The organism is Sedimenticola hydrogenitrophicus (genome assembly GCF_029017505.1).
GTDB lineage: Bacteria > Pseudomonadota > Gammaproteobacteria > Chromatiales > Chromatiaceae > Sedimenticola > Sedimenticola hydrogenitrophicus_A.
Window position 1 is genome coordinate 16,512 of sequence record NZ_JAQGEI010000023.1, and the last position, 26,893, is coordinate 43,404.

Here is a 26,893-nt window from a genome sequence, read left to right on the forward strand (position 1 = left end):
TCGTACCACAACGCGGCCGCGGCGGGGTCTTCCCCGGTGGTCACGCCCCACTACCGGGCCAGGTCGCTGAGTCAGGTCCGGAGCCCAATCGCTGATATTCAACGTATTGTAGATTAAGTCATTACCGTTGTATTAACCAAGGCCCGGTGTATGGAACATAAATTTGGAAGCCCCAAGGTCCCTGTGCTTGAGTCCGGGCACGATTTCGATGACGACATCGGTCTGATGGCCGATGACGACGATATCGAACGTGCATCCCGCTCACTCAAGGCCATGTCACACCCACTGCGACTCAAGATCCTCTGCACCCTGGGTGAGGAAGAGGTGAGCGTGCAGGAGATTGTCGAGCATGTCGGCACCTCGCAGAGCAATATCTCGCAACATCTCGCCATTCTACGGGACAAGGGCATCCTCGCCTCCCGTAAGGATGCCAACCGGGTCTATTACCGGGTCAGCGATTCACGCACCCTCAAGCTGATCGGTATGATGCGCGAGGTGTTCTGCTCACACGCACACTGACTCCAGCCGCCAGCACGTCATCCACAACAAAACGGGAAAGGTGATTTCCCGTTTTGTTTTATCCAGGGACGGATTTATGCCGCGGAGGCCAGGGATGGCCGGGAGCGGCTTTATCCAGGGGTCACTACTCACCCGGTCTGTAAGTGATGGGCCTGCCTTGTTGGCCGATCTTGATGGCGCCTCGAATCCGGCCCCTTTTTCAGATTCAGCCTGCCCTTGTTTGAGCGAAGCGAGTTTGGGCAGGCGCTGAAAAAGGGGCCGGATTCGAGGAAACAAGCCATCGCGTGAGGCCGGCAAGGTAGGCCCATCACCCCGTGAGCATTGGTGAGGAGTGGTACATGAGTAGTGGTACAGGGATGTACCGTTTACGGAGCTGAGGATGCCATGTACCGTTTACGGACCTGAGGATGGCATGCGCCTACCGGCTTATCCACCCTACATCCTTACCCCGTGAGTAGTTACGTTGAGGGAATATTTACCGCGCAAGCAAGAGGCACACGCGATCAGTGCAAATTTGTGCGGAATTCGGGTTAGAATGTGCCTCCTCTTGGGACCCCATTAACAACCACACCTGGCAGCGGAGATCCATGCAACAGCTTATCGAATTCATCACAAACCACATTATCCTGTTCTCCGCCCTGGTGGTGGTGCTGGTTTTGATCGTACAGAATCTGCTGGCCAGCAGCGGCGGCAAGTCCTCGGTCCCGCCGTCGCGGGCAACCCAGATGATCAATCGCGAGGAGGCCGTGGTGGTGGATGTGCGCCCCATAGCCGATTTCAACAACGGCCATATCGTCGGCGCCATCAACATCCCCACCACCGCCTTGAAGAACCAGATCAAACAGGTGGCCAAGTACAAGGGCCGGCCGATCATCGTCGTGTGCCGGTCCGGCGCCCAGTCCTCCGCCGCCTGCAAGGTGCTGCAGGAGGGTGGCATCGAGCCGGTCTACAATCTGCGCGGCGGCATGCTGGCCTGGCAGAGCGACGGCCTGCCCGTCAGCAAGAAGTAACCCCCGTTTCCATTCAATCGACCGACAACCGGAATTCAAGTCATGACAGAAAATGCCCAATCCAGCGAACCGAGCCGCGAGTTCTCCCTGCAGCGGATCTACGTCAAGGATATCTCCTTCGAGACCCCCAACTCCCCCGCCATCTTCACCCAGGAGTGGAAACCGGAGTCGAGCCTGAATCTGAACAGCAATGTCAGCAAGCTGGACAATGACCTGTACGAGATCGTGCTGACGGTCACCGTCACCACCAAGCTGGGCGACAAGACCGCCTACCTGGTGGAGGTGCAGCAGGCGGGGATCTTCACCGTGCGCCACTTCCCGGATGAGGAGATGGGCCACATGCTGGGCGCCTACTGCCCCAATATTCTCTTTCCCTACGCCCGCGAAGTGGTCTCCGACCTGGTGAGCAAGGGGAGCTTCCCGCAGCTGCTGCTGACCCCGGTCAGCTTCGATCAGCTCTACGCCCAGCACATGCACGAGCAGGCCAAGCAACAGCAGGCCGCCGAGCCGGCGACCCACTAAGCACCGATGGCCGCTCAGTCACCCGTCATCGCCGTGATCGGTGCCGGCTCCTGGGGCACCGCGCTGGCCATCCTGCTGGCGCGCAACGGAGCCCGGATACGGCTCTGGGGGCATGTGCCGGAGGAGATCGACCAGCTGGCCCGGGAGCGCGAGAATCGCACCTTCCTGCCCGGCGTCCCGTTTCCCGAGGGGTTGACGCCGACCCGCGAGCTGGGAGATGCCCTGGCCGGGGCGGATGAGGTGCTGATCGCGGTGCCGAGCCACGCCTTCGCCACGGTGTTGCGATTGGTCGCCCCGCACCTGGCGGCCGACACCGGCGTCTGCTGGGCCACCAAGGGGCTGGAACCCGCCTCCGGACGCCTGTTGCACGAGGTGGCGGAGGAGATCCTCGGCCCGGAGCGTGCCACAGCGATCATTTCCGGTCCCAGTTTTGCCCGCGAGGTGGCGGCCGGTCTGCCCACCGCCGTCACCGTGGCCTCGGCGGATGAGGCGTTCGCCGAGCGCATCGCCGGCCATCTCCATTCCGACTGTTTCCGCGCCTATACCAGCAACGACGTGATCGGCCTGGAGATCGGCGGCGCGGCCAAGAACGTGATGGCGATCGGCGCCGGAATCTCCGATGGCCTCGCCTTCGGCGCCAATGCCCGCGCCGCGCTGATAACCCGCGGGCTGACCGAGATCATGCGCCTGGGGCTGGCCCTGGGCGGCAAGATAGAGACCTTCATCGGCCTCGGCGGCATGGGCGACCTGGTGCTGACCTGCACCGACGACCAGTCGCGCAACCGGCGCATGGGGCTGGCGCTGGCGCGCGGCCTGACCATCGACCAGGCGAAACAGGAGATCGGCCAGGAGGTGGAGGGGGTGATGGCCACCCAGGAGATCTACCACAAGGCCTGCGCCCTGGGCGTGGAGATGCCCATCACCGAGCAGATCCAGCGCGTGCTCTACCAGGGGCTCGATCCCCGCACCGCGGTGCAGGCGCTGCTGGAACGGGATCAGCGGCCGGAGGCTGGCTGAACAGCCACTCCAGCGGCACCGGCAAACCCCTGCTGACGCCACGCCTCGTAGAGGATGACGGCCACCGCATTGGAGAGGTTGAGGCTGCGGTTGCCGGCCTGCATCGGTATGCGGATCAGCTGCTCCGGCGGCAGCTGTTCGAGCAGAGACTGGGGGAGCCCGCGGGTTTCCGGTCCGAACAACAGGGTATCTCCCGGCCGATAGGCGGCCTCGCTGTAACAGCGCCGCCCGCGGGTGGAACAGGCGAACAGCCGGGTCGGGTCGGGCCGCGACAAAAAGGCGGCCAGGTCCGCGTGCTCCTGCAGACAGGCCAGGTCGTGATAATCCAGCCCCGCCCGCCGCAGCTGCCGGTCCTCCAGGCTGAACCCGAGGGGATGGATGAGATGCAGCCGGCTGCCACTGTTGGCGCAGAGGCGTATGATATTACCTGTATTGGGCGGGATCTCGGGCTCATACAGCGCTATGTTAAACATGACTTTGGAACCATTCGATGACAACACTCAGTGACTCGCCCCTCGCCGTTGATTTCTGTGGACTCAGGTTCAACACCCCCCTGGTCCTGCTCTCCGGCTGTGTCGGCTTTGGCGAAGAGTACACACGGGTGGCCGGCTTTAGCAACCGCGATGCCGGGGCGATCTGTCTCAAGGGGACCACCGGCGAGGCCCGCCTGGGCAATGCGCCACACCGTATCTATGAGACGCCCGAGGGCATGCTCAATGCGATCGGCCTGCAGAATCCCGGGGTGGACTGGGTGGTGCGGGAGATCCTGCCGACCCTGGACTTCGCCGAGACCCGCTTCATCGCCAATGTCTCCGGCTCCAGCATCGAGGAGTACGAGGAGGTGACCCGGCGCTTTGACGACTCGCCCGTCGATGCCATCGAGATCAACATCTCCTGTCCCAATGTCAAGGAGGGAGGCGTCGCCTTCGGCAATGATCCGGCCATGTCGGCGCGCGTGGTGGAGGCGTGCCGGCGGGTGACCAATAAACCGCTGATCACCAAGCTCTCCCCCAACCAGACCGACATCGCCGCCAACGCCCGCGGCTGTATCGAGGCCGGCAGCGATGCCTTTGCGGTGATCAACACGCTGATGGGCATGGCCATCGACATCGAGAGCCGCACCCCGATTATCGGCAACAACCAGGGCGGTCTCTCCGGCCCGGCGATCAAGCCGGTGGCCCTGCTCAAGGTCCACCAGGTCTACCAGGTGTGCCGCGACCACGGCATTCCCATCATCGGCCAGGGTGGCGTCACCACCGCCGAGGACGCCATCGAGTTCCTGATCGCCGGCGCTTCCGCCGTCGGCATCGGCACGGCACTCTTTTATGACCCCCTGATCTGCGGCAAGATAAACCATGGTATAAAAGCCTACCTGGCGCGTCACGACCTGCAGTCCGTCCGGCAACTGACCGGTACCCTGACCCTGAACAGCCCCAGGCCGGCGAAGGACGGTTGCTGAACGGGTCGGCCCGCGCAGTGTCCGGGCAGGTTGTGGGTCGGCGGATCGGATCAAACACAGACCGTACCTGGAGCGGTACGGCACGAGGGTTACAGGGTTAGTCATGGATCGCAAATCAATTCGTCCCACCTCCGATGAGCTGAAACGCTTCATCCCGCTGCAGGCCCTCAACGCCCAGCAGCTGGATCTGCTGGCCGGCGTTGCCGTGATCAGGTCGGCCCGCCCGGGCGAGGTGCTGATGGAGCTGGGCAGCGACGACAACCACACCTTCTTTCTGCTGCAGGGGAGCCTGGTGCTGGACTCGGCCGACCGGCAGCGCCTGGAGATCCACGACGACGACGCCTCGGCCCGCTCGCCCATCGCCCTGTTGCGGCCGCGCAAGTACCGGGTGGTGGCCCATACCCCGGTCCGCTATGTGCTGATCGACAACGCCTACCTGGAGGATATCGCCCGCAGCCATGGCGCCACCAGCGGGGTTGAAGGTTACGAGGTCAGCGGTGATCTGGCCAACGAGTCGACGGCCTTCGAGGATCAGCTATCGAGCCTGATGCTGGCCGACCTGAAGCAGGACCGGCTGCAGCTGCCCAGTCTGCCGGAGGTCGCCCTCCGCATCGGCCGGGCGCTGGAGGACGGGATCAGTGACGCGCACAAGATCGCCCGGATCATCCAGTGCGATCCGGTGATCACCGCCAAGCTGATCAAGGCCGCGAACAGCGCCTTCTATGGTGGCCGCAATCCGGTGGAGAGCTGTGCCGCCGCGGTGGTCAGGCTGGGGGGAGACGTGACCCACAAGCTGGTACTCTCCTTCGCCCTGCGCGAGCTGTTCCAGTCCGATTCGAAGCAGCTGCAAAAACGCATGCGGGAGCTCTGGAAGCACAGCACCCAGGTGGCCGCCATCTGTTATGTTCTGGCGAAAAAGGATACCCGGTTCAAAGCGGAACAAGCCATGCTGGCGGGCCTGCTGCACGATATCGGGATTGTCGCGATCCTCAACTATGCGCGGAATTTTCCCGACGAGGCGATGCATGCGCAGGTCATCGACCAGGCGGTGCAGAGCCTGCGGGCGGAGATCGGCGGCATGATCCTCAACCAATGGGGCTTCCCCGCGGATTTCGTCATTGCCGCCGTGGAGGCGGAAGCGTGGATGCGTGATCAGGGCGATGTGCCCGATTACTGCGACCTGGTGATTATCGCCCAGCTGCACAGCTATATTGGCGACAACCGCTATCAGCATCTGCCCTCCATAGATGAAGTACCGGCCCAAAGCCGCCTTGCGCTGGGTGAACTGACCCCCCACATGAGCCTGAAGATCCTGGAACAGGCCAAGGACCGGATCGCCCATGCCGAATCCCTGCTCAATCTCTGAAGCTGCCTAGCAACCCTTAACCCTGCCGGATGAACCGAATGCACTCGCTGAAGCTCCTCACCACCCTCCTGTTCTGGCTGATGCTGCTGGCTGCGGCCGGTTCCGCATCCGCCGGTCGTCTGCTGACCCCGATCGATGAACCCATCGAGGCCCCCGCCTTCACGCTGCAGGATACCCGGGGCAATCGGATCTCCCTTGCCGACTATCGCGGCAAGGTGCTGGTGGTCAATTTCTGGGCCACCTGGTGCCCTCCCTGCCGCAAGGAGATGCCTTCGCTCAACCGGGCGGCCGCCTGGCTGAACAAATACGGGGTGGAGCTGATCGCCATCAATGTGGGGGAGCGGGCCGACAAGGTCGAAAAGTTCCTGCAGGAGCTGCCGCTGGATTTTCCCGTCCTGCTCGACCCGGATACCGAGGTCTCCAGCCGCTGGGACGCCATGCGGCTGCCGGTCACCTACGTGGTGGATCCACAGGGCCGCATCGTCTATCGGGCCCTGGGTAGCCGGGAGTGGGATGCCCCGGAGCTGCTGGTGCCCATCCGCGCGCTCGGACTACCGCGCTAGGAGTTTGTCGGGCCGGCGGATTCAGGTCGGGCGGATATGCTCGATGTAATAGGGCCGATCCTCCATGTTCAGCCGCACCGCCTCCGCGACCACCTTGAGATGCCGGTCGGTGCCGGCAAACCGCAGGTCGCAGTAGACCCGTCCCCGGCCTTCGAAGGGGAGCGGAATCATATCCCGGTAGGTATAGACACTCTGGCCAACGTCGCCACCCTCACAGACGGCGGGCAGCTCGGGCGGGCTCTCCTCCAGCTCGGCCGCGCTAAACACCAGATCCCCTAACTGACGCCAGCGGGTGCGCTCCACGGAACCGGAGATGGTCTTGATGATGAAGGCGGGGGAGAAGCGTACCGTGACGGTGCCGTCGTCCACCCGGATGCTCTCGATGGTCGAGCCGGATAATTCAATACTGCTGCTGTCCATTTGATTCCCCTAATGTAACTACTCACCGGATCAATCTGTAGGTGATTGGCCTGACTTGTTGGCCGATCTTGATGGTGCCTTGAATCCGGCCCCATTTTCAGATGCAAGCCTGCCTTTGTTTGAGCGAAGCGAGTTTGGCAGGCGCTGAAAATGGGGCCGGATTCGAGGAGACAAGCCATCGTGTGAGGCCGGCAAGGCAGGCCAATCTCCCCGTGAGTAGTTACCTATTAATAATAATTACTATCCGGCATCACTCCCCTCGAGACCCAGCTCTTTGATCTTGCGGGTCAGGGTGTTGCGGCCCCAGCCCAGTAGTTTAGCAGCGTCCTGCTTTCGGCCGCCAGTCTGCTCCAGGGCGGATTCGATCATGATGGTCTCGAATACTGGCGTGGCCTCATCCAGCAGGGCCTCGTGACCCTGTTGCAGGCGCTTGCGCGCCCAGCTGCGCAGTGACGCGCGCCAGTCATCGCCCGGCGCCTTGGGCTCTTCGGACTCCAGCAGTTCCGGCGGCAGATCCTTGATGTGCACCTCCTGACTGGAGGCCATCACGGTCAGCCAGCGGGCGGTGTTCTCCAGCTGCCGGACATTGCCCGGCCAGTTCAGCTGTTCCAGGGTGGTCAGGGTCTCCGGCAACAGGGTCTTGCTCTCCACCCCCAACTCTTCCGCGGCCAGGGAGAGAAAATGCCGCATCAGCAGTCCGATATCCTCGCGCCGCTCGCGCAGCGAGGGGATATGGATGCGGATCACATTGAGCCGGTGAAACAGATCCTCGCGGAAGCGCCCCTCCTTCACCAGCTGCTCCAGATTCTGGTGGGTGGCGGCAATGATGCGCACATCCACATTCACCGGCTCATGGCCGCCGACCCGGTAAAATTCCCCGTCCGCCAGCACCCGCAGCAGGCGGGTCTGCAGTTCCGGCGGCATGTCGCCGATCTCGTCGAGGAACAGGGTACCGCCGTCGGCCTGCTCAAAACGCCCGACCCGGCGCCCCTGGGCGCCGGTGAAGGCGCCCCGTTCATGACCGAACAGCTCCGACTCCATCAGATCCCTGGGGATGGCCGCCATGTTCAGGGCAATGAACGGCTGTTTGGCACGCGGACTGTGGCGGTGCAGCGCCTGGGCGACCAGCTCCTTGCCGGTGCCGGATTCGCCATTGATCAGTACGGTGATGTTGGAGCGGGCCAACCGGCCGATGGCGCGGAACACCTCCTGCATGGCCGCCGCCTCGCCGATGATCTCCGGGCTGGACTGGATCTCCTCCGTCGGGGTCGGGGCGCTGCTGCGGCTCTTGCGGCAGGCCCGCGACACCTGCTCCACCGCTTCATCCACGTCGAAGGGTTTCGGCAGATACTCGAAGGCGCCCCCGTGAAAGGCGGCTACCGCACTGTCCAGATCGGAGTGGGCGGTCATGATGATCACCGGCAGATGGGGATGGGCGGTGGTGATCCGGTCCAACAGCGAGAGTCCATCCATGCCGGGCATGCGGATATCGGAGACGATCACGTCCGGCTGTTCATGGGCCAGTGTCTCCATCACCCCATCGGCACTGGGAAAGCTGCGCACCGCCATCCCCGCTTTCTCGAACGCCTTCTCCAGTACCCAGCGAATTGACCGGTCATCATCGATGACCCAGACACGGTTAGTTGGTGGCATTTGGATTCTCCACTGGCAACAGCACACTGAATAGTGTCTTTCCCGGTTCGCTCGTGCACTCCACAAGCCCACCGTGTTGATTGATCAGTGACTGGGCGATGGTGAGGCCCAGGCCCACGCCATCCTCGCTGGCAGTCACCATGGGATAAAACAGCTTCTCCCGGATCGCCTCCGGAATACCCCGGCCGTTGTCTTCGATACCTATCTGGGCTACCAGCCGGTGGCGTCGGTTGCCGATGGTAAACTGGCGCAGGATCCGCGTCTGCAGCACGATCTGGCCATTGGGCTCGTCGCCGATCTCGCGGGCGGCGTTGCGCAGGATATTGAGCAGCGCCTGGATAATCCGGTCGCTGTCCACATACAGATCGGGAATGCTGGGGTCGTAATCGCGGATAATCCGGATCCGCTCCCCGGACTCCGCCAGAACCAGGTTGCGCACCCGCTCCAGCAGGGTGTGGATATTCACTTCCCGCAGGTTTGGCAGACGATCCGGCCCGAGCATCTGGTTGACCAGGTTTTTCAGGCGATCGGCCTCGTTGATGATGATCTGGGTATACTCGCAAAGCGCCGGATCGCCCAGCTCCTGCTCCAACAGCTGGGCCGCACCACGCAGCCCCCCCAGTGGATTCTTGATCTCATGGGCCAGTCCGCGGATCAGCTCCTGGGCCGCCTGGTGTTGGGACAGCAACTGCTCTTCGCGAGAGATGCGCAGCTGCCGGTCGATCTGCTGGATCTCGATCAGCAACCCCTTATCGCAGTCAATGTCGGTGAGGGGTATGACCGTGCAATCCACGGTGGCCCGCTTGCCATCCGGCAGGGGCAGGCTCAGTTCGCGTTCGGTGAAATGGTGGCCGGTGGTCAACGCCTGCTCCAGGCTTTCCCGGGTGACCCCCTCCGGACACTGGATCAGGGCCTCCGCCGTATGACCCAGCATGTGGCGAAAACTCACTTCAAAAAGCATCTCCGCCGCCGGGTTCATATACTGCAGACGCAGAGACCGGTCGAACAGCAGCACGGCACTGCTCAGGTTCTCCAGTATCCGCTGCCGGGAGGCCTCGGCGATGTGAATCGTATCCTTCATTGCAATGCCTACTGCAAAAACCGAACCAAGATCAGGATTAGCGCTGTTTTCGCCCTGAAGTGAGGAGCAGCGGGATGTTTTGCGTCGCGGTGGGCCGCCGTTTCGTCCCACCTATGCACTATTTTAGTGCATAGGTGGGACATGGCAATGCGGCGTGCATCATTGGCACGCCCGCAAGCGGTCGCGCACCACTAGAAATTGGGCGTGAAGGCGGGGTTGGACTGCCCGGGTGTGGAGGGTACGGGCGGGTTGTTGGGCCGGTAGGCGTCGGCATCGGAGCCCGGCGCGGCAGGCGCCTGGCCGGAGAAATCCGGGGTGCCGCCCGGCTGGAACTGGGGCGCATCGCCACCGCTCTGACCGCTGCCTGATTCCGGCGGTTCCGGGGGCTTGCCGTCTTCGATCACCGTCGTCTGGTGGACATAAAACTGCACGATATTGGAGCGGGCCAGGAGGCGGCCGGCCGCATCGTGGATACTGGCATGCAGCATGTGCCCGCCACGCGCGATGTTGCTCAGCTGCAGGGTCGTCCCGGTGACCCGCTGATCGAGAATACGCCCATCCAGTACCGGCTGAATATAGTGACCCGCCTGCAGTCCCGGCTGTGACTGGAAGTGAATACTCACCCGTCCGCCATTCGCCTGGACCGTTTCGTTGTTGCTTGGCGAGATAATTACGAAGCTGCTGTAGTTAACGCCCTCCGGCGGCCTTGCGGTGGCCGCATCGCCGCCGTTCGGGGTGGTGCTCCCGGTGGGGGTATAGATGGTGGGGTCGGAGAGCCGGACCTCCTCGGCGTCCCGGGTCGGGGTATCCGAATAGTGTACCTCGCCTTTGCTGTCGACCCATTTATAGATGGCCGCCTGGCTGCAGAGTGCGAGTGACATCAAACAGATGAAGAAGAGACTTCTCATGAGATGAGAATAGCTCACAGCCGGGGCCGCCTCAACCGCTCTTGGGACCAGGCGTAGCAAAAAGGCGATGTGTGTCGCACCAGACAAAATCGACGGCGCCCCATGACGCAGCCCATGGTTGAGGAGTCACCACGGATATTTGGGTAAGGAAAATGCCCAACAGCGTGGCTGAAAGAATTTTTGTTGGGGTTCGCAGGCTCACCCAACCTACAAGCTCCGCGGTACAAGTCCACCCCCGAAAAAAAAGCGCCCCCGGATCGGGGGCGCTTGCTACTGCGTACCGCTTCCTGTAACCGGAGCGGTTTACAGGCTGTAGTACATGTCGAACTCCACCGGGTGGGTGGTCATGCGCAGACGGGTCACGTCATCCATCTTCAGGGCGATGAAGCCGTCGATCAGGTCATCGGTGAACACACCGCCGGCGGTGAGGAACTCTCGGTCCGCATCCAGGGCTTCCAATGCCTGATCCAGGCTGTGGCAGACGGTGGGGATGGCCGCGGCCTCTTCGGCCGGCAGGTCGTACAGGTCCTTGTCCATCGCCTCGCCCGGGTGGATCTTGTTCTGGATACCGTCCAGGCCGGCCATCAGCATGGCGGCGAAGGCCAGGTAGGGGTTGGCGGTGGGATCCGGGAAACGCACCTCGATGCGCCGGCCCTTCGGGCTGTTGACGAACGGGATACGGATGGAGGCGGAACGGTTGCGGGCCGAGTAGGCCAGCATCACGGGGGCCTCGAAACCGGGGACCAGACGCTTGTAGGAGTTGGTGGATGGGTTGGTGAAGGCGTTCAGGGCCCGGGCATGCTTGATGATGCCGCCGATGTAGAACAGCGCGGTCTCGGACAGGCCGCCGTACAGATTGCCGGCAAAGATGTTCTCGCCATCTTTGGCCAGGGACTGGTGCACGTGCATACCGGATCCATTATCACCCACCAGCGGTTTCGGCATGAAGGTGGCGGTCTTGCCATAGGCGTGGGCGACGTTCCAGGTGACGTATTTCTGCACCTGGACCCAGTCGGCACGCTTCACCAGGGTGCTGAACATGGTGCCGATCTCACACTGGCCGGCGGTGGCCACTTCGTGGTGATGTACCTCGACCGGCACACCCATCTCTTCCATGGCCAGACACATGGCGGCACGGATGTCGTTCAGGGAGTCGACCGGGGGTACCGGGAAGTAGCCGCCCTTGGTCCCGGGACGGTGGCCGATGTTGCCATCCTGATAGACCCGCTCGGAGTTCCAGCCGGCCTCTTCCGAGTCGATCTTGTAGAAGGCGCCGCTCATCTCGGCTCCCCAGCGGACATCGTCCAGAACGAAGAACTCGGGCTCCGGACCAAAGAAGGCGCTATCGGCAATACCGGTGGAGGCCAGGTAAGCCTCGGCGCGCCGGGCGACGGAGCGGGGATCACGCTCGTAACCTTCCATGGTGGTGGGCTCGAGGATGTCGCAGGTGATGTTCAGGGTCACCTCGTCGGCGAACAGGTCGAGGACCGCGGTCTCTTCATCCGGCATCAGCACCATGTCGGATTCGTTGATGCCCTTCCAGCCGGCAATGGAGGAACCGTCGAACATCTTGCCGTCGGTGAAGAGGTCCTCGTCGATGACATGGGCGGGCACGGAGACGTGCTGCTCCTTGCCGCGGGTATCGGTGAAGCGGAAATCGACAAACTTCACTTCATTGTCTTTGATCATCTTCAGGACTTTTGAGGCCATGAGGTTCTCCAGAGTTAGTTTTGAAATTATTTGGACCACACTGTGGCCATAAATGAAAAATTCTTGCGTTTTGGGACGCCCCTGCCCGGGGCAACCAAAGCATGTCCTGGGTTTTAGCAAGTACTGTGCCACGGTCAGGGCACCGTTTTACTCCCCATCCCCGACCGGACGGACGATTTTACTACGATTCCAGCGGAGGCGGGAAACGGAAATAATTACAGGGGATTAGCGCCCCTTGCCGGCGGCCGACGGCCTGGGGTCCGGGTCATCGACGCAGCGCTCCCGGTCTCGCTCCGGCAACAACACGCACCAAAATAAAGCGTTAATGCACCATAATTGTGCATTAACCGTAATAGACCTTGACCACGCCAAACTCCGGCTTTTCCGCCGCCTTCTCCTGGAGGGCTCGCTTAAATGCCTGCCGAGCCGTCGCTCCGGACAGGTCCGCCAGAGAGAAGTAGACATCCACATTGATCTTTCCTGCCAGATAATGGAGCACCACCCGGCGCCGCTTCTCCGCGCCGGGAATGTCGCGCCACTGTTGCGCCAGCAGCTTCTCCGCCACCGACCGGAGAGGCAGGCCCTCGCAGGGTACCCCCATCTCATCGTCCTCCGGATCGATATGCACGGTGACGTCCATCACCTCGCTGATTTCATCCAGCAGGCGGTCGATCACGGTCTGGCCGATCATGTGCCCCTCGGAAACACTCAGCCAGGGCTCCACCAGGATATGCACATCCACGCTCGCCTCGCCACCGATCCGGCGGGTCCGCAGCATGTGGATATCCATGACCCCGCCGATCTGATGAATGATCTCGCGGATGCGCTCCAGGCGCTCCTCGTCCAGCCCCTCGTCGACCAGTTCCTGGAACGCCGGCCAGCTCAGGTCCCAACCGATCTTGGCAATCATCAGCCCGACCCCGACGGCGGCGATGGCATCCAGATAAGGCAGGCCGGCCATGGTGCCGGCCACCCCGACCAGCACCACCACCGAAGAGAGGGCATCCGAGCGATGATGCCAGGCATTGGCCTGCAGCAGATCCGATTTGATCTGGCGCGCCACCCGCGCGGTGTAGTGGTAGAGCGCCTCGTTGGCCACAATCGAGAACAGGGCGGCATACAGGGCCAGCGGTTTCGGATGCAGCAGGGCTTCGGGGACGAACAGCCGCTCCACCGCATCCCAGGTGATCCCGATCGCCACCAATCCCAGCAGGACACCCAGCCCGAGCGTCCCGGCCGTTTCAAAGCGGCCGTGGCCGTAGGGGTGGGCTCTGTCGGGACCATGGTGGGCGTGCCTGGCGGCAAAGTAGACCAGGCCATCCGACAGCAGATCGGACAGCGAATGGATACCGTCGGCCACCAGGGCCTGGGACTGCGCCAGCACGCCGATGATGGTCTTGCTCGCCGCCAGCACCAGGTTGACCAGCACCCCCACTACGGTGATGCGCTGGATCGCCTGGTAGCGGAGGCGCTTTTGCTCGGTGATCTGGTCCATTCCGCTCAGCTCTCCTCGCCCACCTCGACCACGATGATGTATTCGTTGCCCTCGGTCCGGGTCTCGATCAGTTTGTGGCCGTTGATGCGGCACCAGGCGGGGATGTCGCTGAGCGCCCCCGGATCGGTGCAGATCGCCTCGACCCGGGTACCCGGCGGCAGCTCCTTGACCCGGTTCTGTACCCGGATCACCGGCATCGGACAGAGCAAGCGGCGCGCGTCCACGATCACAGGGCTCATATGTACCACTCCTGGGGGATCTCTTCCGCGGTCAGCGGCTTGACCGACAACTGCTGCTGACTGCCATCCAGCGCGGTCACGGTCAGTTCCACCCGCTCGGCCTGTTTGCCCTGGCTGAAACGCGCCACCAGCCGGGCCGCCAGCGCGATATCATCGGCGTCCACGCTGCCGTCCAGCAGTGCCAGCGGTCCGGCATGGCTGGTGGTGAGCAGGCTGACATACTGCTTGCGATAGCCCTGGAGAAAATTCCCCTCCCCCTCTTCACGGGAGATGATCACCTTGAAATGGGGCCGTGGCCGCAGGTGCCGGCCCACCTTCAGCAGCATGATGTCATCCATCTCGTACTGCTTTTCACCCCGCGCCTGCCACAGGTCGGCCAGCTTCACCGCGTACTGGGCATCGGTCAGGAAACAGCAGCCACCGGCCGGCTGGGCATAGTCCTCCAGGCCGAACTGCTCCGCCAGCGCCATCTGCGGCTTGCGGCTGCGGCCATTGAAGCCGTACAGCTGGTCACGGCTGATCCAGCCTTCGCGTTCCGGCAGGGTCGCCGGCAGGTTCCTGCCCGACAGCGGCCTGACCAGGCGATCCTCGGCACCGGACTCCCGGGCCACCACCGGCATGGTGTCCTTGCGCTGGGACATGGGACGCTGACCGACCACTTCGCCGGTGATAATGAAATCGAAACCGTGCTCTGCAATCCACTCATGCGCCTTCTTCACCATGAAGATCTTGCAATCCAGGCAGGGATTGAGGTTGGCCCCGTAACCGTGCTTCGGATTGAGCACGATATCCTTGTACTCCTCGACGATGTCGACGATGTGCAGCTTGATCCCCAGCTGCTCGGCCACCCACAGGGCGTTGTTGCGTTTCACCCGGCTCCGGTCCTTCTGGCGGATGGCATGGGTGTGGCCTTCCACACAGAACCCGGTGAAGAAATTAATTCCTTCCACATGGATACCCTGCTGCTGGATCACCTTGGCGGCCAATAGTGAGTCCAGGCCACCGGAGATGAGGGCTACGGCCTTGCGTTGTCTGGTCATGATGGTAAAAGTGTCAGGAGGTGTCTCGGCCTGATATTGTAAGCGTTTGACTCGCTCCACTTCAAAGAAATGTTCAGACTCAACAATCCGGCGCCAAAACGATATACTGCGCCGATTGGTTTTTCCTTTTATATATAGAGCCTTAACCTGAACTATGACGAATTCGAACAATGGCCCTGACGCGTCAACCTTCCAGGGCCTGATTTTTGCCCTTGAGCGTTACTGGGCGGAACAGGGTTGTGTGATCCTGCAGCCCTACGACATGGAGGTGGGTGCCGGCACCTTCCATACCGCCACCTTCCTGCGCTCCATCGGACCGGAACCCTGGAATGCCGCCTATGTGCAGCCCTCGCGCCGCCCCACCGATGGCCGCTACGGCGACAATCCCAACCGCCTGCAGCACTACTATCAGTTCCAGGTGGCGCTGAAGCCGTCTCCGCTGAATATCCAGGAGCTCTATCTGGGCTCGCTGGAGATGCTCGGGCTCGACACCCGGGTGCACGATGTCCGCTTTGTCGAGGACAACTGGGAATCCCCCACCCTCGGGGCCTGGGGCCTGGGCTGGGAGGTGTGGCTGAACGGCATGGAGGTGACCCAGTTTACCTATTTCCAGCAGGTGGGGGGTATCGATTGCCGCCCGGTCACCGGCGAGATCACCTATGGCCTCGAGCGCATCGCCATGTATTTGCAGAACGTGGAGAGCGTGTTCGATCTGGTCTGGACCCACGGGCCCCAGGGTCCGGTCACCTACGGCGACGTGTTTCACCAGAACGAGGTGGAGCAGTCCGCCTACAACTTCGAGCACGCGGATGTGGATTACCTGTTCGGCACTTTCGACCAGTGCGAACAGCAGAGCAGCAAACTGATCGGGCTCGGCCTGCCGCTGCCCGCCTATGAGCAGGTGCTGAAGGCCTCCCACGCATTCAATCTGCTGGACGCCCGCCATGCCATCTCGGTGACCGAGCGGCAGCGCTATATCCTGCGCGTGCGCACCCTGGCGCGGGCCGTGGCCCAAGCCTACTACGACGCCCGGGAAAAACTGGGCTTCCCCATGCTTAAGAATCAGAAGGAGCAGGCCCGTGGCTAACAATTTCGTCGGGAATGAAATTGGACGGCCGGAGGCCGCCCGCAGGGATCGCGCCATGGAAGGCGCGAGTGAATATGCCGATCTGCTGTTTGAACTCGGCACCGAAGAGCTGCCTCCGGTTGCCCTGCAAAGGCTCTCAGACGCCCTCACCGCGGCGTTCGTGGAAGGCCTGCAGCGGGCCCATCTGCAGCACGGACCGGTGCACGCCTATGCCACCCCCCGACGGCTCGCGCTGTGGGTGGAGGCCTGTGCCACGGCCCAGCCGGACCGCGCAACCGAACGCCGGGGCCCGGCCGTGCAGGCCGCCTTCGATGCCGAGGGTAACCCGACCCAGGCGGCGCAGGGTTTTGCCCGCTCCTGTAACACCAGCGTCGACCAGCTGGAACGGCTCACCACCGACAAGGGCGAGTGGCTGGTGTACAGATTCCATGAGCTGGGTAAAGCGACCGCCGAATTGCTCCCCGGGATTGCCGAGGAGGCGCTCAACCGCCTGCCCATACCCAAGCGGATGCGCTGGGGGGCGTCGGAGGCGCAGTTTGTACGCCCGGTGCAGTGGCTGCTGTTCCTGCTCGGTGAGCAGGTGGTTCCCTGTCGGCTACTGGATACCGAGGCCGGCAATCTGACCCATGGACACCGCTTCCACCATCCCCAGGCCATCCGTATCGAACACCCGGCGCAGTATGCCGAGGTGCTGCAGGAGCAGGGTCGGGTGATTGCCGACTTTGCCCAGCGCCGGGAGAAGATCCGCCGCCAGGTTGCCCAGACCGCCGACGCCATCGGCGGCCAGGCACCGATCGACGAGGCGCTGCTGGACGAGGTGACCGGCCTGGTGGAGTGGCCGGTACCGATCTCGGCCGGTTTCGAAGAGCGCTTCCTGGAAGTTCCCCACGAGGCGCTGATCAGCACCATGAAAAAGAACCAGAAATATTTCCATCTGGTTGACGCGCAGGGACGGCTGATGAATCACTTCATCACCATTGCCAATATCGACAGCCCGAAACCCGAACTGATCAAGGAGGGTAATGAGCGGGTGGTCCGGCCACGCCTGAGCGATGCCATGTTCTTCTGGCAACAGGACGGCAAGCGCACCCTCGACAGCCGCATCGACTCCCTCAAGGGCGTCCTGTTTCAGCAGAAGCTCGGCTCCATGCACGACAAGAGCGTACGCGTCGCCGCCCTGGCCGGAGTCATTGCCGGGCATATCGGCGGGGACCGCGCCGCCGCGGAAAAGGCCGGCATGTTGAGCCGTTGTGATCTGATGACCGAGATGGTGTACGAATTTCCCGAGATGCAGGGCATCATGGGACGCTACCAGGCGAAGCGGGATGGTGAATCCGATGAGATCGCCGAGGCGCTGGACGAATTTTATATGCCGCGCTTCTCCGGCGACGATCTGCCCCGCACCCGTACCGGCATTGCGGTGTCCCTGGCGGAGCGCCTGGATACCCTGGTGGGGATCTTCGGTATCGGCATGAAACCGACCGGCGACAAGGATCCGTTTGCCCTGCGCCGCGCCGCGCTGGGCGCACTGCGCATCATGCGTGAGCACTCACTCACGCTTAATCTCAGGCAGTTGCTGGCCCATGCGGTGGAGCAGCTGCGCCCGGCCATCACTGAACCGGACTGTGCCGAAGAGGTGTACGGCTTCATGCTGGAGCGCCTGAAGGGTATCTATCTCGATCAGCAGATAGCGGTGGATCTGTTTGAGGCGGTGGCAGCGACCCGGCCCGACTCGATCGCCGATTTCGATCGCCGGGTGCATGCCGTGGTGGCCTTCCGCACGCTCACCGCGGCAGAGGCGCTGGCAGCCGCCAACAAGCGTATTCACAATATCCTCAAGAAGAGTGCGCAGGCCATTCCGACAGAGGTCGACCCGGGCCTGTTCGACTCACCGCAGGAGCAGACGCTCTATTCGGTCATCGAACAGAAACGCACTGAGATCGCCCCGCTGATGGCCGCCGCCGCCTATGAGCAGGTGCTGCAGAGTCTTGCCACCCTGCAGGCGCCAGTGGATCAGTTTTTTGATCAGGTGATGGTGATGGCGGACGATCCCGCCATCCGCGCCAACCGTCTGGCGCTGCTCAACCGCCTCAACAAGCTGTTTCTCGGCGTGGCCGACATTTCGATCCTCCAAACATAGGCTAATCTCAAACCACAGGAACTGGTAACAAAGGATATGAACATAGTAAGTACTTGCTTACATAGATGAAATGAAGCTGATAATCCTCGACCGAGATGGCGTCATTAATGAAGACTCGGATGCCTTCATCAAATCACCCGATGAATGGCTTCCCATACCGGGTAGTCTTCAGGCCGTGGCGAAGCTGAATCAGGCGGGCTACCGGGTGGTGATTGCAACCAATCAATCCGGTCTGGCCCGGGGCCTGTTCACTATCGATGCGCTCAACGCCATCCATAACAAGATGCACCTGGCCCTGGCCTGCGAGGGTGGACACATCGATGGGCTCTTTTTCTGCCCCCATGGACCGGACGACCACTGTGAGTGCCGTAAACCCAGGCCGGGGCTGCTGCTACAGATCAGTGAACGCTTCTATTCCGGCCTGGAAGGCATCCCCTGCATCGGCGACAGCCTGCGCGATCTTGAGGCCGCCCTGGCTGTCGGCGCACGCCCGATACTGGTGCGCACCGGCAAGGGAAGGAAAACCGAAGCCGACCCCCGGCTCCACCCCGGCATCCCGGTCCATGACAATCTGAGCGATGCGGTCGATGCATTGTTGAGTGAAGAAGAACCCGAACAATGATCCTGATTCGATCTCTGCTCTATCTGGTGAGCCTGGTTCTCACCACGCTGATACTCGCGGGCCTGTTATCCATCATCGGCTGGGTGTTGCCCTACCGGCAGCGCTGCCGGATCGCCAATGCCTGGGGCGCGGTCAATCTCTGGTGTCTCAAGTACTTTTGCGGACTCGGCTATCAGATTGAGGGTCTGGAAAAGGTCCCCGAATCTGGCGCGATTGTCCTGGCCAAGCATCAATCCGCCTGGGAGACCATGGCATTGCGGGCGCTGTTGCCACCCGAACAGGCCTGGGTGCTGAAACGCGAGCTCATGTGGGTCCCCTTTTTCGGCTGGGCGGCCGCAACCGTGCAGCCGATCGCCATCAATCGCAAGGCCGGCAGCAAGGCGGCGCGCCAGGTGATCGAGACCGGCATCGTGCGGCTGCGGCAGGGGCGGCTGGTGGTGATATTTCCGGAGGGGACCCGGGTTGCCCCCGGAGAACGGCGGCGTTACGGCCTGGGAGGGGCGCTGCTGGCTGAAAAAACCGGCGTCCCGGTTTTCCCCGTTGCCCACAACGCGGGCTCCTTCTGGCGCCGCCGTGACATCCGTAAATACCCGGGCGTCATCAAGGTGGTGGTCGGTGACCCCATTCCCTCGGCCGGGCGAAAGGCCGCCGACATCAACAGGGATGTGGAGAGCTGGATAGAGAACACCATGTCCCAGATACAATAAAGCGACAGTAAGTATTCACTTACAAGATAGCGGATCGCCTCCCGTTCGAGTAAATAAAAAGGGGCCGTGAGGCCCCTTTTGATCCATCCCCTGACCGGCGATCAGACGTCCAGATTCTCCACCGTCAGGGCATTCTTCTCGATGAAATCCCTGCGTGGTTCCACTTGGTCGCCCATCAGGGTGGTGAATATTTCATCCGCGCCGACCGCGTCTTCAATCCTCACCTGCAGCAGGCGCCGGGACTCCTGGTTCATGGTGGTTTCCCAGAGCTGATCCGGATTCATCTCACCCAGGCCTTTATAGCGCTGGATGTGCTGACCCCGCTTCGCCTCTTCCATCAGCCAACCGAGGGCCTGGGAGAAGCTGCTGATATCACTCTGGCGTTCGCCACGTTTGATGTAGGCGCCCTCGGAGAGCAGGCCATCCAGCTTCTCCCCCATTTCCGCCATTCTTCTATAGTCGCTGCTACTGAAAAAATCAAAGGGGATGGCCGATTCGGTGTTGATCCCGTGCACATACTGGGTGACATTGATCTGGGCTGGCTGGTCATCCTGGGCCGGTTGCGCGCGAATCTCAAACCGATTGGAGATATTCTGCTCGGCATTCAGTCGCGACTCCAGCTCACTCAGCCAGGCCGCATAACCCTGTGGGTCGGCGATCAGCTCTTCGCTGAGACGGGGCATGTAGATCAGCTTTTCTATCACGGCGGCGTCATACCGTTTACCAACCCGCTTCACCGTCGCCATGGTTGAGAGATGTTGCTTGGAGAGCTCCTCCAGTGAGATGCCCCCTAGCGCGGGTGCGTCCCTGCTCACATGGAGTTCCGCATTATCCAGCGCCGCCTGGAGGAGGTAGGCGTTCAGGTCGTTATCGTCTTTCAGATATTGTTCTTGCTTGCCCTTCTTCACCTTATACAGTGGCGGTTGGGCGATATAGATATGACCCCGCTCAATCAGCTCGTGCATCTGCCGGTAAAAGAAGGTCAGCAACAGGGTACGAATATGGGCACCGTCCACGTCGGCATCAGTCATGATAATGATTCGGTGGTAGCGCAATTTATTCGGATCGAACTCCTCCCGGCCAATACCACAGCCGAGTGCGGTGATCAGGGTGCCGACCTCCGCCGAGGAGAGCATCTTATCGAACCGCGCCTTCTCGACATTCAGGATCTTGCCCTTCAGCGGCAGTATTGCCTGGGTGCGACGATCCCGCCCCTGCTTGGCGGAACCCCCGGCGGAATCACCCTCGACAAGGTAGATCTCGCACAGCGAGGGATCCTTCTCCTGGCAGTCGGCGAGTTTCCCCGGCAGGCCGGCCACATCCAGGACACCCTTGCGACGGGTCATCTCCCGGGCCTTGCGAGCCGCCTCGCGCGCGCGCGCCGCCTCGATCATCTTGCCCGCGATCTGCCTGGCCTCGGCAGGATTTTCCAGCAGAAATGCACTCAGTCGATCGGCCAGCACCGATTCAACGATCCCCTTCACTTCCGAGGAGACCAGCTTGTCCTTTGTCTGCGAGGAGAACTTCGGATCGGGCACTTTCACCGAGAGTACCGCCGTCAGCCCTTCACGGGCATCGTCACCCGAGGTGTTGACCTTCTGCTTTTTATCCAACCCGGCCTGATCGATATACTGGTTCAGGGTCCGGGTCAGGCCGGCACGAAAACCGGCCAGATGGGTGCCCCCATCCCGTTGGGGAATATTATTGGTAAAGCAGAAGATATTCTCCTGGTAGGACTCATTCCACTGCATCGCCAGTTCCACCACCACGGTATCCTTCTCGACCGAGAAGTTAAAAACAGATTCATGCAGTGGGGTCTTTTTTCGATTGAGGTGTTGAACGAAGGCCCTGATCCCTCCCTCATACTCGAACAGATCCTGTCTGTCGTTACGTTCATCGGTGAGTTTGATCCGCACACCAGAATTCAGAAAGGAGAGTTCTCGCAGGCGTTTGGCGAGCAGATCATAGTGATACTCGATATTCGTGAAGGTCTGATTGCTGGCCTTGAAGATGATTTCCGTGCCCGATTTGTCCGTGTCGCCCACCACCGCCAGGGGTGCCTGAGGCTCTCCGTGGACATATTCCTGGTAATGGGTATGTCCATTGCGATGAATGAAGAGTTTGAGGTTCTCTGACAGGGCATTCACCACCGATACGCCGACCCCGTGCAATCCACCCGAAACCTTGTAGGAGTTATCGTCGAACTTACCCCCGGCATGCAGCACCGTCAGGATCACCTCGGCGGCGGAACGACCCTCTTCCGGATGGATATCCACGGGAATCCCCCGTCCGTTATCCGTCACCTTGACGGTCTCGTCGTCGATGATCGAAACCGTGATTTCGCTACAATGTCCCGCTAGCGCTTCGTCTATCGAGTTATCTACGACTTCAAACACCATATGGTGAAGACCAGTGCCATCATCGGTATCACCAATATACATACCTGGCCGTTTACGTACCGCATCCAGCCCTTTCAACACCTTGATATTTGACGAGTCGTAGGTCATATAGCACTCCTGTTAACGAACGGCCCATTATACACCATGCTGTCTGCAGATTTATTCATAAATCACCGATGTTCCACGTGGAACACCTGGGGGTCTGGAAAGCACACCCAGTTACAGATTGCGCCTGATATTCGGTTGCCTTCAAGACGCGCCTGGTCACACTATGTAAGCCTTGGCGTAACGCCGAAGGCGCAGGAAAAGACCAACAAGTCGGGATGGTTATAGCGCGAGTATCGGAGTGTAACTATTCAGCACCCAAGCTTCAGTCGTGGATACGGGGTGTTTGTGGAAAGAGCCTCTATGGCAGGGATGCCATAGTGGAGCCTACAGGGATGTATTTAGGCGTCTCTTGGAACAAATTCCCCGTAGCCATGACGGCGCCGAACCTTAAGTTGAACATGCTGAATAGTTACTTAGGAGTTCAAAAGGCGTCGTTCAGGGCAGGCTACCCCCATTCAGGGATAAGCTGTGAATACATCCCTGTACGCTCGGTGTCGGCATGGCATCCTCGGCTCCGTAAACGGTACATCCCTGTACCACTCCTCTTGCCTCCGACGGTCCCTGAATGGGGGTAGCCCACCCGGCATCTGGAACTGAGCTCGGAAACATGATTTATAGATTGACCCGCTCTCAGCTCACATGATCAGTCGGTGTGACCGTCCCCGATTCGATGCGGATCTCATTCATCTCTATGTCGCCCACCTCGCCAGGTCTATCGGTTGCGGTGATAAACGCCTGACAGCCGATCTGGTTTATGCGCCTCAATAATCTGTCCCGGTTCTCCGCATCGAGTTCGGCCACCAGGTCGTCAAACAGGAGGATGGGCATAATACCCGTCAGTTTTTGAGTAATAGCCGCCTGGGCCAGATGCAGTGCGGAGATAATCATCTTTTGCTGTCCACGGGAGATGGAGGTGAAGGCCGAACGCCCCTCAAACAGTAAACGGATATCCGCCCGGTGGGGGCCTACCTGGGTGTAACCCTGTTTTATGTCTGAAGGCTCTCTCTGTTTCAGTACCCCGGCCAGGGAAAGCCCTTCATCCCACCCCCTCTTCCAGGTCATCTCGATCGTGCCGTCGATATTCAGCTGCTCCAGTTCGTCGGTGAAGGTACTTTGCAAAAGGTTGAAATAATCCTCGCGTAGCCTGTTCATCTCCTCGCCTAAACCACCGACTATCTGATTCCAGCTCGATACCGTACCCGGATCGGTCTTCAACAGACTGTTTCTCTGCCTCAGTGCCTTGGTGAATTTCTTATAAATCGGGTAATAGGAAGGTTCCACGTGGAACACACCCCATTCCACGAAGCGGCGCCGATATTCGGGACCCCGTTCGAGTATTTCATGTGACATGGGGGTGAGGATCTGCAACGGGGTCATCTTTGCGATATCCGAAAGCTTGCTGATGCCCTCCCCGTCAATCTTGATCATTGTCTGGCTGGCGCTTTTATGTACGCCGATCCGATGTTCCCTCGCCAGGGAAGATATAGCGAACAGAGTCAGCGATTTCTCTCCATGCTGTACTACTGGGCCGAATTTTGATGTGCGAAAGGACCGCCCTCTCCCGAGCATGTAGATCGCTTCGAGTAAGGTACTTTTTCCCGATCCGTTTTTTCCGGTGACAAGATTGATCCCAGCTGAAAAACGTATGTCGGCCTCAGTGATGTTTCTGAGATGCTGGATTTTTATCTGCTTGATCGTCACGGGAGGTTCCCGTTATTCGGACGGGGTGGGTATGGGACTGGTGATCTAACCAGTCCCGCTGCCAAGAGTCTGCCGGGTTTGACCGACAGACTCCTAGGGGCTACAGGCGCATTGGCATAATGACATATCGACTCTGTTCACTATCCATGTTCTGGATGAGACAGCTACTGTTGGAATCACTGAGCGACAACTTCACTGAAGCGGTATCGATAACATTCAGCACCTCGATCAGGTAACCTACATTAAAGCCGATGACCAACTGTTCACCCTGGTAATCAATCTCCATCTCATCCTCGGCCTCTTCCTGTTCAGGGTTATGGGCGAGCAATTTCAACAGGCCACTGGAAAACTGGAAGCGTATCCCCCGATATTTTTCATTGGACAGGATGGAGGTGCGCATCAGGGCCTGCTTGAGATCATCCCGATCCGCGGTGATCTCCTTGTCCGTGTTGCTCGGGATAACACGCTGATAATCCGGAAATTTGCCATCGATAAGCTTGGAGGTGAAACTGGTCTCCCCCATGGCGAAGCGGATGTGATTGTTGCTGACGTCGATCTCTATCAGCTCATCGCTATCACTCAACAGTCGGGCGAGCTCCAGGACCGCTTTTCTTGGCAAGATGACCTGCAGGCCCGTCTCCTGCCCCAGGGCACATTCGGCTTCACTAAGGGCGAGGCGATGTCCGTCGGTTGCTACCGCTCTGATAAGTCCCTCGTTCATCTCGATCAGCAATCCGTTCAGGTAGTAGCGGACATCCTGAATGGCCATGGCGAACTGGGTTTTTTCTATAAGCCGCTTTAATAGTTTTTGAGTCACCGTGAACCGGTGGCTACTGGCCGATGGTTCGATGGACGGGTAGTCGCTGGCGGGCAAGACCCCCAGGGTGAACCTGCTTCTCCCCGATTTAATGACGACCCGTTCGTTTTCGATATTAAGTTCAATGGTGGCGTCATCCGGCAGTGCCTTGCAGATATCGAGCAGTTTTCTTGCCGGGAGAGTGAAATCCACTTCGCCGTCGCAATCCACCACACTGGTGGTTTTCATCTCGACTTCAAGGTCTGTTGCCGTGATGGTGACTTTCCCATTGCCTGCATTGATCAGGACATTCGCGAGAATCGGTAGGGTCTGTCTTCTCTCAACAACTCCACCTACCTGTTGAAGTGGTTTAAGCAGATTATCCCTTGTAGTGACGATCTTCATGGCGAAGTACTCTTTAATAGATATAAAATATTTATATAGATTTACTGTTATTATTACACAGCACGATTACTGTTGATCAATCGTTATTTCTTGTTGTTTATCAGTTAGTTATACCGTTTTTTAGCTGTTGATAACAGCGGTATGCATTATGAAAGAGATGTTGATCATCTGTGGATAACTAAAGCATGCTGTTTTGCCGCAAAAACATCAACAGTTTATCCACATTAACTGGTGAGAGTTCTTAACAGGTTTCCATAGTCCTCTTCAACCCGATGGTCCGCCTCTTTCAGCTCGGCGATCTTGCGCGTGGCGTAGAGTACCGTCGTATGGTCGCGACCGCCGAAGGCCTCGCCTATTTCCGGCAGGCTGTGATTGGTCAGCTCCTTTGCCAGGGTCATGGCAATCTGGCGTGGCCGGGCGATGGTGCGGCTGCGCTTGGCAGAGAGCAGCTCGGAGGTGCGGATCTTGTAGTACTCGGCGACGGTCTTCTGGATATTCTCTATGGTGACCTGCTTATCCTGCGCCGCCAGCATGTCACGCAGGGCATCCTTGGCAAACTCCTGGGTAATGGGACGCCCGGTAAACTCCGCATTGGCAATGATACGCCGCAGTGCACCTTCCAGTTCGCGGATATTTGAACGTACCCGTTTGCCGATAAAGAAGGCCACCTCATTGGGTAGATCCACCCCGAACAACTGATCGGCCTTGCTCTTCAGGATGGCGACTCGGGTCTCGAGATCGGGCGGTTCGATGGCCACCGTCAGGCCCCAGCCGAAGCGGGACTTGAGCCGCTCCTCGAGGCCGGAGACCTCCTTGGGAAAGCGGTCGCTGGAGAGGATGATCTGCTGCTGGGATTCGAACAGTGCATTGAAGGTATGGAAGAACTCCTCCTGGGAGCGCTCCTTGCCGGCAAAGAACTGCACATCGTCGATCAGCAGGGCGTTGACGCTGCGGAAGCGGCGCTTGAATTCGTCGATGGTGTTATGCTGAAGCGCCTTCACCATCTGGGCGACGAAGCCTTCGGAGTGGACATAGACGACGCGGGCGCGGGGGTTGGTTTTCACAATCATGTTGCCGACGGCATGCATCAGATGGGTCTTGCCCAGCCCCACCCCGCCATAGATGAACAGCGGATTGTAGGCGGTGCCGGGGTTCTCGCCGATCTGTATCGAGGCGGCCCTGGCCAACTGATTTGACTTTCCCTCGACAAAGGTCTCGAAGATAAAGTTGGGATTGAGGTTGCTCGGCATCGGTGCGTCCTCACTACTCTGACGCATGTTGGTCCGGGCGCCCTGAAGGCGCCGATGGGAAGGCGCCTCCTGGTGAACTTCCGCCGTGGGCTGGACTGTGGCCTTGCTGCCGATCTCCAGGGAAATGGTGGGTGCATTGGCGCCAGCGATACTCTGCAGATATTCGGTGATATCGCTAAGGTAGTGATTCTGCACCCAGTTCAGCACGAACTGATTGGGTGCCAGTAAGCGGATGCTGTGTGCATCCTCTACGGACTGCAGGGGGCGAATCCAGGTATTGAATTGCTGCTGAGGCAGATCATGCTCGAGCCGATCAGTGCACTTGCTCCAAAAATTCACGCTTGATGTACTCTCTTGTTCTGAAACGAGAAAGGATTTCCCTTTTTCACAGTTAGGTGTAGGGATCCGGCGATTTTTGCTGCTGATCCACACGGCTGAAAGCCTGGATTTGACCACGGATTGTAGGTCTGCCTTGAGGATTACTTATGTGTGACCGGAAACTGTGGAGGCAAAAGTTTACTCCGCTTCTGCCGCCTTATCCACAGCTTTTACGCATCGGTAAATGGATTGCGGCACCAGCAAGGTTGACCGAAGCATGCAGCTAGATGGTTGTTATTAAAGATGTTTTCTTGTTACCGGCGATACCCGTCGCGGAGCCCGGCGGTTTTTCCAGGGT

General features: G+C 60.1%; 24 protein-coding genes. 11 read left to right on the forward strand and 13 right to left on the reverse strand.

The features are described 5' to 3' along the window. The first annotated feature begins 225 nt into the window (after positions 1-225). The 4 genes from O9K64_RS14620 to O9K64_RS14635 all read left to right on the forward strand — a co-directional run bounded on the left by O9K64_RS14620 (position 226) and on the right by O9K64_RS14635 (position 3,068). On the forward strand, positions 226-519 hold the full coding sequence (locus O9K64_RS14620) for an ArsR/SmtB family transcription factor (RefSeq protein ID WP_420493175.1): 294 nt from the start codon (positions 226-228) through the stop codon (positions 517-519). A gap of 587 nt (positions 520-1,106) precedes the next feature. Next, on the forward strand, positions 1,107-1,529 hold the full coding sequence (locus O9K64_RS14625) for a rhodanese-like domain-containing protein (RefSeq protein WP_275098825.1): 423 nt from the start codon (positions 1,107-1,109) through the stop codon (positions 1,527-1,529). A gap of 42 nt (positions 1,530-1,571) precedes the next feature. Beyond that, complete coding sequence (gene secB, locus O9K64_RS14630; protein ID WP_275098826.1) at positions 1,572-2,051, forward strand: protein-export chaperone SecB; 480 nt, start codon at positions 1,572-1,574, stop codon at positions 2,049-2,051. A gap of 6 nt (positions 2,052-2,057) precedes the next feature. Beyond that, complete coding sequence (locus tag O9K64_RS14635) at positions 2,058-3,068, forward strand: NAD(P)H-dependent glycerol-3-phosphate dehydrogenase (RefSeq protein ID WP_275098828.1); 1,011 nt, start codon at positions 2,058-2,060, stop codon at positions 3,066-3,068. Here the strand turns inward: O9K64_RS14635 and trmL are convergent. Beyond that, complete coding sequence (gene trmL, locus O9K64_RS14640; RefSeq protein WP_275098829.1) at positions 3,047-3,541, reverse strand: tRNA (uridine(34)/cytosine(34)/5-carboxymethylaminomethyluridine(34)-2'-O)-methyltransferase TrmL; 495 nt, start codon at positions 3,539-3,541, stop codon at positions 3,047-3,049. The genes O9K64_RS14635 and trmL overlap by 22 nt on opposite strands. A 17-nt stretch (positions 3,542-3,558) precedes the next feature. On the opposite strand from trmL, the gene O9K64_RS14645 reads away from it, so the two are divergent. The 3 genes from O9K64_RS14645 (at position 3,559) to O9K64_RS14655 (ending at position 6,456) form a co-directional block, all read left to right on the forward strand. Continuing rightward, positions 3,559-4,527 (forward strand): dihydroorotate dehydrogenase, encoded by a 969-nt coding sequence (locus O9K64_RS14645; protein WP_275098830.1) that lies wholly within the window; start codon positions 3,559-3,561, stop codon positions 4,525-4,527. Between the two features lie 103 nt (positions 4,528-4,630). Beyond that, positions 4,631-5,893 carry an HDOD domain-containing protein gene (locus O9K64_RS14650; protein ID WP_275098831.1) on the forward strand — a complete coding sequence of 421 codons (1,263 nt, stop codon included), beginning with the start codon at positions 4,631-4,633 and terminating at the stop codon, positions 5,891-5,893. Positions 5,894-5,931: 38 nt separating this feature from the next. Beyond that, positions 5,932-6,456, forward strand: a complete 525-nt coding sequence (locus O9K64_RS14655) for a peroxiredoxin family protein (protein ID WP_275098832.1) — start codon at positions 5,932-5,934, stop codon at positions 6,454-6,456. A gap of 21 nt (positions 6,457-6,477) precedes the next feature. On the opposite strand, the gene O9K64_RS14660 is transcribed toward O9K64_RS14655, so the two are convergent. The 8 genes from O9K64_RS14660 to O9K64_RS14695 all read right to left on the reverse strand — a co-directional run bounded on the left by O9K64_RS14660 (position 6,478) and on the right by O9K64_RS14695 (position 15,002). Further along, the gene (locus O9K64_RS14660) at positions 6,478-6,876 is read right to left on the reverse strand and encodes a hypothetical protein (protein ID WP_275098833.1); all 399 of its coding nucleotides are present in this window, start codon (positions 6,874-6,876) and stop codon (positions 6,478-6,480) included. A gap of 240 nt (positions 6,877-7,116) precedes the next feature. Then, positions 7,117-8,529, reverse strand: a complete 1,413-nt coding sequence (ntrC, locus tag O9K64_RS14665; protein WP_275098834.1) for a nitrogen regulation protein NR(I) — start codon at positions 8,527-8,529, stop codon at positions 7,117-7,119. Beyond that, positions 8,516-9,610, reverse strand: a complete 1,095-nt coding sequence (gene glnL / locus O9K64_RS14670) for a nitrogen regulation protein NR(II) (protein ID WP_275098835.1) — start codon at positions 9,608-9,610, stop codon at positions 8,516-8,518. The genes ntrC and glnL overlap by 14 nt, the downstream gene beginning before the upstream one ends. Positions 9,611-9,801: 191 nt before the next feature. Continuing rightward, the gene (locus tag O9K64_RS14675) at positions 9,802-10,491 is read right to left on the reverse strand and encodes a DUF4124 domain-containing protein (protein ID WP_275098836.1); all 690 of its coding nucleotides are present in this window, start codon (positions 10,489-10,491) and stop codon (positions 9,802-9,804) included. A 330-nt stretch (positions 10,492-10,821) separates the two neighbouring features. Continuing rightward, positions 10,822-12,228 (reverse strand): glutamate--ammonia ligase, encoded by a 1,407-nt coding sequence (gene glnA, locus O9K64_RS14680; protein ID WP_275098837.1) that lies wholly within the window; start codon positions 12,226-12,228, stop codon positions 10,822-10,824. Between the two features lie 343 nt (positions 12,229-12,571). Continuing rightward, complete coding sequence (locus O9K64_RS14685; RefSeq protein WP_275098838.1) at positions 12,572-13,723, reverse strand: cation diffusion facilitator family transporter; 1,152 nt, start codon at positions 13,721-13,723, stop codon at positions 12,572-12,574. A 5-nt stretch (positions 13,724-13,728) separates the two neighbouring features. After that, on the reverse strand, positions 13,729-13,962 hold the full coding sequence (locus O9K64_RS14690) for a sulfurtransferase TusA family protein (protein WP_260293425.1): 234 nt from the start codon (positions 13,960-13,962) through the stop codon (positions 13,729-13,731). Next, positions 13,959-15,002 (reverse strand): tRNA (5-methylaminomethyl-2-thiouridylate)-methyltransferase, encoded by a 1,044-nt coding sequence (locus tag O9K64_RS14695; RefSeq protein ID WP_275098839.1) that lies wholly within the window; start codon positions 15,000-15,002, stop codon positions 13,959-13,961. Before O9K64_RS14695 ends, O9K64_RS14690 begins: the two co-directional genes overlap by 4 nt. 154 nt (positions 15,003-15,156) lie before the next feature. Between O9K64_RS14695 and glyQ the strand changes: the two genes are divergently transcribed. From glyQ to O9K64_RS14715, 4 genes are all read left to right on the forward strand, one after another. Then, positions 15,157-16,089: a glycine--tRNA ligase subunit alpha gene (glyQ, locus tag O9K64_RS14700; protein WP_275098840.1), complete on the forward strand. Its 933-nt coding sequence runs from the start codon at positions 15,157-15,159 to the stop codon at positions 16,087-16,089. Beyond that, on the forward strand, positions 16,082-18,229 hold the full coding sequence (glyS, locus tag O9K64_RS14705; protein ID WP_335342301.1) for a glycine--tRNA ligase subunit beta: 2,148 nt from the start codon (positions 16,082-16,084) through the stop codon (positions 18,227-18,229). Before glyQ ends, glyS begins: the two co-directional genes overlap by 8 nt. 70 nt (positions 18,230-18,299) lie before the next feature. Then, positions 18,300-18,851 (forward strand): D-glycero-beta-D-manno-heptose 1,7-bisphosphate 7-phosphatase, encoded by a 552-nt coding sequence (gene gmhB, locus O9K64_RS14710; protein ID WP_275098841.1) that lies wholly within the window; start codon positions 18,300-18,302, stop codon positions 18,849-18,851. After that, a complete protein-coding gene (locus tag O9K64_RS14715; protein WP_275098842.1) occupies positions 18,848-19,558 on the forward strand; it encodes a lysophospholipid acyltransferase family protein in 711 nt (236 codons plus the stop codon). The genes gmhB and O9K64_RS14715 overlap by 4 nt, the downstream gene beginning before the upstream one ends. Positions 19,559-19,659: 101 nt before the next feature. Here O9K64_RS14715 and gyrB read toward each other — a convergent pair whose 3' ends face one another. From gyrB to dnaA, 4 genes are all read right to left on the reverse strand, one after another. Next, entirely contained in the window at positions 19,660-22,065 is a 2,406-nt protein-coding gene (gene gyrB, locus O9K64_RS14720) for a DNA topoisomerase (ATP-hydrolyzing) subunit B (RefSeq protein WP_275098843.1), read from the reverse strand. Positions 22,066-22,695: 630 nt separating this feature from the next. Then, positions 22,696-23,766: a DNA replication/repair protein RecF gene (gene recF / locus O9K64_RS14725; RefSeq protein WP_275098844.1), complete on the reverse strand. Its 1,071-nt coding sequence runs from the start codon at positions 23,764-23,766 to the stop codon at positions 22,696-22,698. A 100-nt stretch (positions 23,767-23,866) separates the two neighbouring features. Then, a complete protein-coding gene (gene dnaN, locus O9K64_RS14730) occupies positions 23,867-24,967 on the reverse strand; it encodes a DNA polymerase III subunit beta (RefSeq protein ID WP_275098845.1) in 1,101 nt (366 codons plus the stop codon). A 224-nt stretch (positions 24,968-25,191) separates the two neighbouring features. After that, complete coding sequence (gene dnaA / locus O9K64_RS14735; protein WP_275098846.1) at positions 25,192-26,556, reverse strand: chromosomal replication initiator protein DnaA; 1,365 nt, start codon at positions 26,554-26,556, stop codon at positions 25,192-25,194. Between the last annotated feature and the right edge of the window lie 337 nt (positions 26,557-26,893).